We start from the raw sequence: 12,106 nt of genomic DNA on the forward strand, positions 1-12,106 counted from the left end.
ATGAGAAAGTTAATCAAACTGATCATGGTAGCCGGCACATTTGCCGGCTCCATACTGCTGAATTCCTGCGAGAAAGAAGTGTTTCCACTTTATAATGATGAGATTGTGGTTACGAACTACAACTATAATGGACTGGCAGACTCCTTACAAAGACAACTGTATGGTACATACCTGTCCTCAAATGGAAATTACTTTGTACAGGACAACCAGGGCAATACCACTTTTCATTACTGGCCCAATGCGCATGTTTTGGATGTGATGGCCGATGCTTTCGGGAGAACCAAAGACCAGGTTTATGTGTCCAGAATGAAAGCTTTGCTGAATGGCATTAAACTGCAAAACGGCAATGCTTTTCCCAATGATTTTTATGATGATATGGGCTGGCTCGCTTTGTCCGGACTAAGGGCTTATGATGCTACAAAAGACGAAGCTTATGTTCAGGCAACAAACATCTTGTGGGCAGACATGAAAAAGGGAATTACCGATGTACAGGGTGGCGGAATGGGATGGAGCAAGGGGAAGCCAAACTTTAAAAATACCCCGGCCAATGGTCCTGCAATTATTCTGGCAGCGAGGTTATACCGTTTGCAGAATAAACCGGAAGACCTGCAGACGGCAAAAACGCTGTATGCCTGGCTCAAAAGCACCTTAGTAGAACCCGCAACTTTTACTGTTTGGGATGGTATCAATTATGATGGCACCGGAGTGATTTCCAAAAATAAGTATACCTATAATGTGGGGTTGTTTTTGGGAGCGGGATTGGAGTTGTATAAAACAACCAAAGAAAAAGCCTATCTGGATGATGCGGTTAAAACAGCGATTGCCGGCATCAACGACCTGGAACTGGCACCGGGTGGGCTGATGAAAGATGAAGGACAGGGGGACGGTGGTTTGTTTAAAGGAGTATGGGTTCGTTACCTTAGCTTATTGATCAGCGAGCCGGATGTTCCGGCAACGGACAAAGATAAGCTGATTAAATTTTTGAAATACAATGCGCAGACTTTGTATAAACAGGGGATCAGCAGACCAGGATTGTCCATCAGTCCGGCCTGGAACAAAGCTCCACAAAGTAAAACAGACCTGACCACTCAGCTGAGTGGAATGATGTTAATAGAAGCGGCAGCACAATTAAGTACGGCCGGAATTTTGAAATAATGATGAATAGAAGACGAATTATATTTACTTTTTTTGTGCTCATGGCCGGGTCCATGACACAATTTGCTTTAGCACAAGGTTCTGGTTTTGAGCAATATGTTTCGGACATCAGTAAGAACATCAATCTCCTGCTAAAAGACCCTAAAACGGGTTTGTATTTTGAAACTACAGCTGCGGTACAAAAAGAAAACCCACATTCCTGGTTATGGCCACTCTGTGCGCTGGTACAGGCGGCAAATGAAATGGATGTTTTATATCCTAAGCAGGAACACCTGAAGCCTGTAGTGAAAGCCATTGATCAGTATTACAGCGAAAAATTACCTGTGGCTTATCAGGATTATGTGACTGCCGAGCGCTTAAGCTCCCGCTTTTATGATGATAACCAATGGGTCGCGATTGCTTATCTGGATGCCTATAACCGGACTAAAGAGCAGCATTACCTGAAGAATGCCATCATGGTCTATGATTATATGATTACGGGAATGGATGAGAAGGCTGGTGGAGGTTTGTACTGGAAGGAGGGTGACTTTACCTCTAAAAACACTTGTTCCAATGCCCCTGCAGTACTGGTTGCCTTGCAGTTGTATCAGGTTACAAAAGAAAAGAAATACCTGAAAACGGCTTTATCAGTGTATGACTGGACCAATAAAACGCTTCGTTCTCCGGAAGGGCTGTTTTATGATAACATAAAGATACCCGGCGGTGAGATTGACCGTAAATTTTATACGTACAATGCTGGCGCAATGCTTCAGGCCAATGCTTTATTGTATACGATTACCAATAATAAAAAGTATTTGCTGGAAGCACAGCAGATCGCCAAAGCATCAAAAAGCTATTTCTTTAAGGACAATCGTTTACCAGGTCATTACTGGTTTAATGCGGTGCTTTTGAGAGGTTGTATTGAGTTGTACAAGATTGATAAGAACAAAGATTGGATCAATATTTTCCGGAATGAGGCACAGCGGATCTGGACCGAAGAACGGGATGGAACAAACCTGATAGGCAGAAATAAAGAAAAATCTTTAATTGATCAGGCTGCAATGATGGAGATTTACGCGAGGTTGATACAGCTGGAAAAATAGACGTTTTTTGAAACAGCATTTAATGGCCAGGATTTATCCTGGCCATTAAATGCTGCGTTACTGTTCTTCATCATCTTTTCCATTTGCCAGAATTTCCTTGCTGATTTTAAAACACGCTCTTCATAGCTGGATTTTTCTTTTCTGAGAAAGGGTTAATGCTATTCTCCTATAGGATAAATTTGACGGTCTTAAAATAATATTGAGTCTTTCTGTTTCTTTGTTTAGCACTAGTTAATTTCTGTTGATTGATTACTTTTGCTGAAAATATAACCTCTTGATGAAAAATTTCATTTTTATTCTTGTCTTTTCTTTTATTGCAGGCAAATCAACAGCTCAGAAATTTACCAATAACTATTTAGCGGATGACTTTAAGTTCTATAAAGGCGCGCTATTGAAGCTTAATCCTGAAGCGACTTACGGATTTAATCATTCCTTTTATGAGAAAATGGAATATGTCCGCCAAAGTTATGATGGCAGGATGATTTATCCGCAAAGAGAACATCATTTGGGTACACAAAGGGACAGCCTTTTGAATCGTGTTTTTAGCGTACAAAATATTGTAAATCGGTCGGGTGGGGATTATAACGACGAGATTTATCTCGAGGATCCAATTTTAGTCCTTCAGGATACATTAAGTAAACAGCTTATTTACTATGTATACAATGCGAAATATGAACATGCATTTCCATTTTTGACTTCCCCGATTAAATATAACGAGCGGGAGCTATGTTCAAGAATTGAAAGATATGTAGATGATTTTACGGGAAAGATTACCATAAATTCTCCGATGTTCTCGGGCACTCGCATGAATAAAATGGGGATTGATAAAGTTGTTAAGAAGGGCAAGGTTGCACATTATTTAAGCCTGAATACAAATGCCGGGACATTGAATGTAAGAAAAAGAGGTGCGTATATTATCTTTACTGATGGGACTAAATGGTCAAGACCTACAGAAGAAATAGATGTAGACGCAGATAAAGACGGGTATAGATATTCAGCATTTATTACGCTGACCGCTAGTGATCTGCTGACATTTAGCACTAAAGAAATTAAAAAATTCCGGCTTTTTATTTACGATGAAAATGTAAATCCGGCTGTTGGGGTTAAGTTCAGGACCTATGTTAAATGCGTTAGAAAAGCTAAATAGGTTGAACAGGAAGCGTAATTAAAAGCTAACGCCGACCTGTATACCTGTGGCGACCGAAGCAGGTTGGTCGTTGCCGAACCTCAGTGGAAAGGGTATTGCCAGATAAAGCCCCGCGTCCTTTCCTTTTTTGATCACCTGGTTAAAAACAGGCGTCAGACCATAACGGCCATTGGTCTCAAATGCCATCCGTCCTATAAACGTAAAACCATGTTTAAACCGGAACAGTGCGCCCGGATGAAACAAAACAGAACTCACTTTTGAAATATGGTGTTCAGTACGGAGGTTGGGTGCAATCTCGAAGCTGATTCCAAATTTATCACTCTTTAAAATGTTTATTCCGAACGGAAATACCAGGGTATATGTATCCGAAAAGTTGTCATGAAATCCTTTTTTATCCCAGGATCCGATGGGATGAAGCATACTGAAATAACCAGTGATCTTTGGAAAAGGTTGGTTTTGTGTGATTTGTTGCGTCTTTGTCGGGGACTGCAAGACCGTTGTTATTGCCAAAGCCAATGCATTGCTGATGATAAATCTGATGAACATTTTGGACTTAATCATAAATAAGTGAATTTGATGAGCAGACCCAGGATTGCAGCAATACCAATGACGTATGGCTCTGATAATTTTTTGATGTAAATGAGTGCCAGCATAGACGCTATTGCAATTAAGGCCGTTGGGAAGTCTTTTATGGATCGTGTGGCGATCACGATTACAGCGCCGACCAGTGCCCCGATGACAGCGGCAGTAATTCCCTCTACAAATATTTTGATGCTGTTGTTTTTTGCAATCTTTTTGAATGATGGGGCTAAAGCCACTGTAAATAAATAGCAGGGTAGAAAAGTAGCGAGTGCTGCAACGCAGGCTCCCGGAAATCCGGCAACAAGATATCCTATAAAGGCAACCGTAATGACTACCGGGCCTGGTGTAATCATGGCCACTGCCACTGAATCCACAAATTGTGCTTCAGACAGCCAGCCGAACTCCTTAACCACTCCACCATGGAGGAAAGGTACAATGGCCAGTCCGCTGCCAAAAACAAAGGCCCCTGCTTTGGCAAAGAACCAGCCGATTTCCTGTAAAGTTTTGCCCTCATAAGACCAGAAACCAGTACTGATTAAAATCCCTGCAGGAAGTACTGATGGCTTTTTTATCCATTTGGGTGGAGCTTTAATGAGCATATAGAGGAGTCCGCAACCCAGGAAAAATAAGACCTCCTCTTTTTCTGTGATGACGGTGATCACCGCTCCGCTGATATAAAATATCCATAACAGCCATTTTGCTTTCATAAGGGCAGGTTCTGGCCGGCTGATTGATTTAATCGTCAGCTTGTAGGCACTGATGGTAATGATGCCGATAACAGAAGCGCCAACACCGTAAAAAACGGCCTGCATCCAGGCCAGGCCACCATATAACTGATAGGCCATACCCAGCAAAACCACCATGATAAAAGAGGGCAGTACAAAAGCCAATCCTGCCAAAGTGGCTCCCAATAAACCATAGTGCACAAATCCGATATAGATCGCCAGTTGGGAGGCCATTGGGCCGGGAGCGAGCTGGGCAAGCGCCAGGCCTTCCTTGTATTCTTCTTCTGTTAACCAGTTTTTCCGCTCCACCAAATCGCGGTGCATATAGCTCGCCAGGGCTACCGGACCACCGAATCCCCAGGTACCCAGTTTCAGGAAATATGTTGTGATTTCAGCTCGTGAGTATAGGAGGGGAGTTTTTTCCGTTTGTTCTTTCATCAGGCAAATTGTAATTTGATTACAATATTGCCTATTCGCAGAACGCTATAATTGTACGGATTTAACTATTTGTATCCGTTTTACCTTTTTTGTGTTTTTTTCGGTAAGATGATGGATTTTCTCCGGTTTGTTTCTTAAAGATGCGGTTGAAGTGACTCTGGTCTGAAAAGCCGGTGAGGTAAGCAATTTCGGTTAATGAGCAGGTTGTGGTTTCTATCAGCATGATCGCTTTTTCAATCCGCATCTTTCGTATATAATCTCCAAAGGAAAGGTTGTCAAAGTATTTTGAAAACTCCCTTGATAAATAGGCCGGATTAATCTCCAGTTCGTCTGAGGCTTGTTGCAGGCTCAGCGACATATTGGTATCCATTTGATCCTGTATCATTTCCCTGAGTTCATTGGCCCATGCTGGTGTTTTCTTTCCCTTGTTTTCCCGAAGATATTTAGTATAGATCTCCAGTAACATGCGTTCCACCGGCCCGGCCTGCGTATGTTTTTTATGGTAAAGGTGTTTTGCCCAGCTGTACAGCCCATCATAGATCTGCATACCCAATGCCAGCAGCTCCTGGTCATCTGAACTGTGATAAGCCAATCCGGAGAATATCGCTTCCAGTCCGGCTGCCTGTGGCGCAAAGTCATGACGATCAGTGTCTGCACCACGTACGATGGCAGCAATCCGATCCAGGGCTGCATCTTTTAGCTGGTGTTTTTTAATGAAATAATCAAAGGTGCACTGATCGTCATAATGTGTATACTCCACGCCCGGCATGTCAAATGGTATTGCCCGCAACTCCTCTGCTTTAATCAGGACCTGCGCTGAAGGAGTGTAAATGATTTCAGCATCAGGATCAATAAAACGCCTGATCAGCCAGGGACAGGCAATTCGATCAATCTTTGGATGTTCGCGGGTAATCCATTTCATTATTTGTAGCTATAGTAAAGTTGTTTAACTATTCTTTTGTGTCAGACCATCCTGAATTTCAATTGGGGAACGATAAGGTGAAGATATCAATTTATGAAAAAGAACAAAGTATAATTCTTACCAGAAGATACTGTAAAGGGCGATAAGGATCCCGGAAATGATCAACGCACCTGCAGCAAAACCCGCATTGGTTTTAAACATGCTGCGGTCAACTTCCAGACTTTTGGGATTTACTCCATTTCTGTTCTCAAATAAACTGATGACGACCATGCTGACCACACAGATGATAAATACAAAACCCATTCTGTCCAGAAAAGGGATTTCGTACAACATACTGCCATCTTTTTGTTCTGCCAGTTTTGCAAATCCAAAATTGCTGAGCCATTCCAGATTACAGAAATTCGGCAATGCCTTAAATCCTACAGAAAGCAAAAACCCACCTATAGTGGCAAAAAGTGCAGCATTGGAAGTGGTTCTTTTCCAGAAAAATCCCAGAATGAACATTGCAAAAATACCTGGAGACACAAAACCGGTGTACTCCTGAATAAATTGAAAACCTCCTTTTTTGTCGATTCCAAGTTGAGGAGCGATGACAATGGCCAGCAACATGGCCACAATTACGGTAATCCTGCCCACTACAACCTGTCTGTGCTCATTTGCTCCTTTGTTGATGACCTTATTGTAGATGTCCAGGGTGAAAATGGTGGCGATGCTGTTCGCCTTACCTGCCAGTGAAGCCACAATGGCTGCGGTTAATGCAGCAAAAGAAAGCCCTTTTAATCCCGAGGGAAGCAGGTTTAACAATACAGGATAAGCGGAATCTGCATTTAAAGCCCCATCTTTTACCATGGCGGTTTTAAAGTCCCCATAACCTTCTTTGTACAATACATAGGCGGCAATTCCGGGAAGGACTACGATGACCGGCATCAGTAATTTCAGTCCGGCCGCAAAAAGTAATCCCGATCTGGCCGTTTTTAAATCTGCGCCCAAAGCTCTTTGCGTGATGTACTGGTTACAACCCCAATAATTCAGGTTTACGATCCACATCCCACCAATTAATACCGTCAGGCCCGGAAGATCCATATAATGAGGGTTTTCCTGACGGAAGATCATATGAAAATGATCTGAAGCTTTCTCCTTAACCATTGCCAGTCCGTTTAACACACCGGAACTGCCGAAATGGGTGGCCACCAGTTCCAATGCGAGATAGGTCGTGGCCAATCCTCCCAGAATCAGAAAGAAAACCTGGATGACATCCGTATAACCGATCACTTTCATTCCGCCAAGGGTAATGATGATGGCAAATACCGCCAGGACATACATGCAGGCCGTAGTATTGATGCCTGAAATGCTGTTGATCGCCAATGCGCCCAGATAGAGGATAGAGGTGAGGTTCACCACAACGTATAATAGCAACCAGAAAACGGCCATAATCATGGCTACCGTGTTGTTATACCGTTGCCCCAGGAATTGGGGCATGGTGTAAATCTTATTTTTCAGATAGACCGGAATGAAGAATATCGCTACAATAATCAGGGTGGCGGCTGCCATCCATTCGTAGGTAGCGATTGCCAGGCCCATCGTGAAGCCGGAACCACTCATTCCGATAAATTGTTCAGCTGAGATATTTGAAGCGATCAGAGAAGCTCCAATGGCCCACCAGGTCAAAGAGTCTTTGGCAAGAAAAAAGTCTTTTGAATTTTCTTTATGCGCCTGCTTTTTGCGGTAAACGGCCCATCCATAGACCGCAACAATCAGAAAATAAACCAGGAAAACGACATAGTCGTATGTACTCAATGAGTTCATGTAATTGGGTTTATGTAGTTTTAAATGAATCTGTTAATGATGTTTTCCAGGAGTTCCTGCTGGCCGCTGATGCTTTTGGGTTCTCCTTGTTCAACCGCATAGTTGCGTAAAGTTTCCAGGTCCATCAGTCCATTCTCAAAATCCCTGCCGGCACCCTGATCAAATGAGGCATATCGATTGGTTCTTAGTTTCTTATAGTCGGATTGCTGAAGTATTTGATCAGCTGTAACCAATGCTCTGGCAAAGGTGTCCATTCCGCCAATATGGGCATGGAACAGGTCAGCAGGGTCGGTCGAGTTTCTTCTGATTTTGGCGTCAAAGTTGATTCCCCCGCCTTGAAGACCACCGGCTTCCAGTACAATCAGCATGGCTTCTGTCAGTTCATTGATGTTATTAGGGAATTGGTCGGTATCCCATCCGTTTTGATAATCGCCTCTGTTGGCATCCATAGAACCTAACAAACCTGCATCTGCAGCAACCTGTAACTCATGCTGGAAGGTATGGCCTGCAAGGGTCGCATGGTTCACTTCAATGTTTAATTTGAAATCTTCCAGCAAGCCGTACTGACGGAGGAAATTGCTTACTGTGGCAGCATCATAATCGTATTGGTGCTTAGAAGGCTCACAAGGTTTAGGTTCGATAAAGAAAGTCCCTTTAAAGCCCTGTTTACGCGCATAATCTTTTGCCGTATGTAAGAATTTGGCCAGGTGTTCCTGTTCCCGTTTCATATTGGTGTTCAAAAGGCTCATATAGCCCTCACGGCCACCCCAAAATACATAATTCTCGCCATTCAATGCAATTGTCGCATCTAAAGCAGATTTCACCTGTGCAGCGCCATGTGCCAGAACATGGAAATCAGGATTCGTTGCCGCACCATTCATATACCGGCGGTGAGAAAACAGGTTTGCCGTTCCCCAAAGTAGTTTTACTCCGCTTGCTGCTTGTTTTTGCTGTGCATAATCTACGATTGCCTGAAGCCGTCTTTCATTCCCGGCGATGTCATTCGTATAATCCACCAGATCCACATCATGAAAACAATAATAGGGGAGATTCATTTTGGTGATGAACTCAAAAGCAGCATCCATTTTGTCTTTTGCACGGGCTACTGCATCAGATTTCTCATTCCATGGATGAATGATGGTGGCTTCGCCGAAGGGATCTCCGCCAGTAGCGACAAAGGAATGCCAATAGGCACAGGCAAAACGCAAGTGTTCTTTCATCGTCTTTCCTGCAATCATTCTGTTTTCATCATACCAGCGAAATGCCAGTGGGTTATCTGAAGCTAATCCTTCGAATTTTATGGGTCCGATTCCTTTGAAAAATTCCTTTTCTCCTGTTGTTACTTTAATCATTTTGGTTCTTTATTTTGGTTGATCTAATGTGGTTTAATCTTGGGTCTGGCTGAAGCACAATCAGAGAATTGGCTTCAATTTTACTGTTTTCTTCTATTTCTTTATAGTTAATTAAAATTTTAAACAATTGATATTCAGTATTAAGTGTTTGTTATATGATTTTTAAATTCAACTCTGAAAGCCAGTCCTGATAAATAGGTTCATAGCTGGTAGTTAAGCTTGGTTCTATCAATTGAATGGGCTTCATTCTGCTAAAAGCTTCCGCTGGTTGGGCGTAGATTCCGGCCCCGATACCAGCACCCAATGCTGCACCTACACTGCCGTCATTTTCATACAATTCTACAGGTACACCGGTGCTGTTGACGAAGGCTTCCAGAAAAAGTTCACTCAGGAAAAGGTTGGCTTTTCCGCAACGGATCACATTCGGATGGAGGCCATTGCTACGCATAATGTCCAGTCCATAACGGAAGGCAAAAGCAATTCCTTCCTGTACTCCTCTGAAGATATGTGCATTGGTGTGCAGGTTGAAGTCGATGTTTTGAAAGTGGCCGCCGATTAATCTGTTATTGAGCATACGTTCTGCACCATTTCCAAAAGGTAAGACCCTTAAGCCCTGGGCACCTATAGCAACCTTCTTCGCTGTCTGGTTCATTTCTGCATAGGAGATACCGGATGCCAGCAGGTTTTTAGTCCATCGGTTCATGCTTCCTGTACCATTGATACAGAGCAGGATACCCAATCTTTTCTGTTCAGTTGTATAATTGACATGGGCAAAAGTATTGACCCTGGATTGCGGATCATAAGCCAGTTGATCACTCAATCCGTAAATTACCCCTGATGTTCCCGCGGTTGCAGCTATTTCCCCGGGCTCCAGAACGTTGAGGGATAGCGCATTATTCGGTTGGTCTCCTGATTTATAGGAAACAGGAATGCCGGGTTTCAGGCCTAAAAGCTGTGCAGCGCTTGTACTTACTGTTCCATGCGCTGAAAAAACAGGCTGAATCTCCGGAATCATCTCCGCATCGAAGCCATAGTAATCCATTAATGCGCCAGACAAGCTATCGGTTTTAAAGTCCCAGAATACGCCTTCTGACAGTGCAGAGATACTGGTCGTGATGCTGGACGTCAGCTTCATCGCGATAAAATCACCGGGAAGCATCACCTTGTGGATTTTTGCATAGATCTCTGGCTCATTCTCCTTTACCCATGCAAGTTTTGATGCGGTAAAATTACCTGGAGAATTGAGCAGATGACTTAAACAATATTCCTGTCCCAATTCATCAAAAGCCTTATTTCCTAGTGCTACCGCTCTGCTGTCGCACCAGATAATGCTGTCCCGCAAGAGCTGCTGTTCCTGATCTACCAGTACTAAACCATGCATTTGGTAGGCAATACCGATTGCTGAGATATCCAGTGGATTAAAAATGCCTTTCTTTTTGCAAATCGCAAAAGCCTGCCGGGCATGTTCCCACCACATTTCCGGATTTTGCTCTGCCCAGCCTGGCTGAGGGCTCAGAATTGCGCTTTCTTTTTCCGGATATTGTGCAGTAATGATGGCCTTTTGCGAAGTGGAGTCCACAATTGCCACCTTAACAGAAGAAGTGCCGATGTCTATTCCTAATAGTAACATATCGTATTGTCCTTATGGCTTTTAATGGTTGAGTATTTGGTTGTCAGGAAACGAATTTAGGAGAATGTTTTATAATTGCAATCGATTGCCTAAAATATTTTTGTATTTTTACTGTACTTATGAAGCGCCAGAAAAGAACAACGATATATGACATCGCTCAAAAGCTCAATTTAGCCGCCTCTTCGGTGTCAAGAGCCTTGAGCGATAGCAATAAAATTAATGCAGAGACTAAAGCGCTGGTCTTAAAAACCGCTGCAGAGATGAACTATCAGCAAAATGCGATGGCATCTAACCTGAGGAAAGGGAATAATCCAACAATTGGGGTGGTTGTGCCAAGGATCAATCAGTATTTCTTTTCCAATGTCATTGCCGGGTTAGAAGAAATTACTTTTAAAAAGGGATACAACCTGGTCATTTGCCAGTCTAATGAGCTCCATGCCCGTGAAGTGGAAGGCGTAAATGCTTTAGTAAACCAGAACGTCAGCTGTATTGTCATTTCTATTGCTGCGGAAAAGGGAAGTTCTGATCACCTTCAGCAAGTGCTGGACCGAAATATTCAGCTCATTCAGTTTGACAGGGTGGTAGCAGGTTTGGAAACGTTAAAGGTATTGAATGACAACAGGAAAGGAGCTTACGAAGCCGTTGTACACCTGATAGAACAGGGATATCGCCGGATTGCACTGTTGGAAGGCCCTCAGGAACTTCATATTTTCAGAGAGCGGAAAGAAGGTTATATCGCAGCATTGAATGATCATGGTTTTCCCGTGCTTCCTGAGTTAATGTATGCCAATGCCTGGACAAAGGAGCTGGGAGCAGAAGCGACAAGCCGGCTGCTGGATATGCAAGATCCTCCGGATGCTATTTTTGCTTCTACTTCTGATTTTGCCGCTTTAGGGGTGTTGGAAGTGGCCAGCAATAAAGGGATCCGTATTCCTGAAGCATTGGGGATCTGTGGTTATTCAAATGAACCGTTTACAGAAATCACCAGTCCGTCTATCACCACCATTGATCAGTTCAGCGTTGAAATGGGCAAAACAATAGGAAACCTGCACTTTCAGGAAATGGATCATTTTGGACCTAAAGACAGCATAAAAACCGTAAACGTAACGCCTAAGCTGATTGTCCGGAAGTCTACCCAGCGGAAACAGCAATAGAAAAACAGATCAAATATAAATTTTAAGGGAGAAATCCAGGTTCTGAAAAGAGGCCTGGTAAGATCTGATTATTAAATGTTATTTTGACATTTAATAATCTTTTTCTACATTAG

10 protein-coding genes are annotated in these 12,106 nt (G+C 43.1%); 4 read left to right on the forward strand and 6 right to left on the reverse strand.

What is annotated here, in order from left to right:
* The 3 genes from BUC20_RS00780 to BUC20_RS00790 all read left to right on the forward strand — a co-directional run bounded on the left by BUC20_RS00780 (position 1) and on the right by BUC20_RS00790 (position 3,384).
* On the forward strand, positions 1-1,155 hold the full coding sequence (locus BUC20_RS00780) for a glycoside hydrolase family 76 protein (RefSeq protein WP_159441026.1): 1,155 nt from the start codon (positions 1-3) through the stop codon (positions 1,153-1,155).
* On the forward strand, positions 1,155-2,237 hold the full coding sequence (locus BUC20_RS00785; protein WP_073226174.1) for a glycoside hydrolase family 76 protein: 1,083 nt from the start codon (positions 1,155-1,157) through the stop codon (positions 2,235-2,237). The genes BUC20_RS00780 and BUC20_RS00785 overlap by 1 nt, the downstream gene beginning before the upstream one ends.
* A 277-nt stretch (positions 2,238-2,514) precedes the next feature.
* Positions 2,515-3,384, forward strand: coding sequence for a hypothetical protein (locus BUC20_RS00790; RefSeq protein WP_073226175.1), 870 nt, complete (start codon positions 2,515-2,517; stop codon positions 3,382-3,384).
* 18 nt (positions 3,385-3,402) lie between these two features.
* Here the strand turns inward: BUC20_RS00790 and BUC20_RS00795 are convergent, their stop codons facing one another.
* The 6 genes from BUC20_RS00795 to BUC20_RS00820 form a co-directional block, all read right to left on the reverse strand.
* On the reverse strand, positions 3,403-3,945 hold the full coding sequence (locus BUC20_RS00795) for a hypothetical protein (protein WP_143166653.1): 543 nt from the start codon (positions 3,943-3,945) through the stop codon (positions 3,403-3,405).
* Positions 3,942-5,129: a chromate transporter gene (locus tag BUC20_RS00800; RefSeq protein WP_073226180.1), complete on the reverse strand. Its 1,188-nt coding sequence runs from the start codon at positions 5,127-5,129 to the stop codon at positions 3,942-3,944. The genes BUC20_RS00795 and BUC20_RS00800 overlap by 4 nt, the downstream gene beginning before the upstream one ends.
* A 61-nt stretch (positions 5,130-5,190) precedes the next feature.
* A complete protein-coding gene (locus BUC20_RS00805; protein WP_073226183.1) occupies positions 5,191-6,051 on the reverse strand; it encodes a chromate resistance protein ChrB domain-containing protein in 861 nt (286 codons plus the stop codon).
* 117 nt (positions 6,052-6,168) lie between these two features.
* Entirely contained in the window at positions 6,169-7,857 is a 1,689-nt protein-coding gene (locus BUC20_RS00810) for a sodium/sugar symporter (RefSeq protein ID WP_073226186.1), read from the reverse strand.
* A gap of 20 nt (positions 7,858-7,877) precedes the next feature.
* On the reverse strand, positions 7,878-9,209 hold the full coding sequence (gene xylA, locus BUC20_RS00815) for a xylose isomerase (RefSeq protein ID WP_073226188.1): 1,332 nt from the start codon (positions 9,207-9,209) through the stop codon (positions 7,878-7,880).
* Positions 9,210-9,360: 151 nt separating this feature from the next.
* Positions 9,361-10,839 carry a xylulokinase gene (locus tag BUC20_RS00820; RefSeq protein WP_073226190.1) on the reverse strand — a complete coding sequence of 493 codons (1,479 nt, stop codon included), beginning with the start codon at positions 10,837-10,839 and terminating at the stop codon, positions 9,361-9,363.
* 119 nt (positions 10,840-10,958) lie between these two features.
* Here BUC20_RS00820 and BUC20_RS00825 point away from each other — a divergent pair, with 119 nt between their 5' ends.
* Complete coding sequence (locus tag BUC20_RS00825) at positions 10,959-11,993, forward strand: LacI family DNA-binding transcriptional regulator (RefSeq protein ID WP_073226193.1); 1,035 nt, start codon at positions 10,959-10,961, stop codon at positions 11,991-11,993.
* The last annotated feature ends 113 nt before the right edge of the window (positions 11,994-12,106 follow it).

This window comes from Pedobacter caeni (genome assembly GCF_900129215.1).
Taxonomy (GTDB): Bacteria; Bacteroidota; Bacteroidia; order Sphingobacteriales; family Sphingobacteriaceae; genus Pedobacter; species Pedobacter caeni.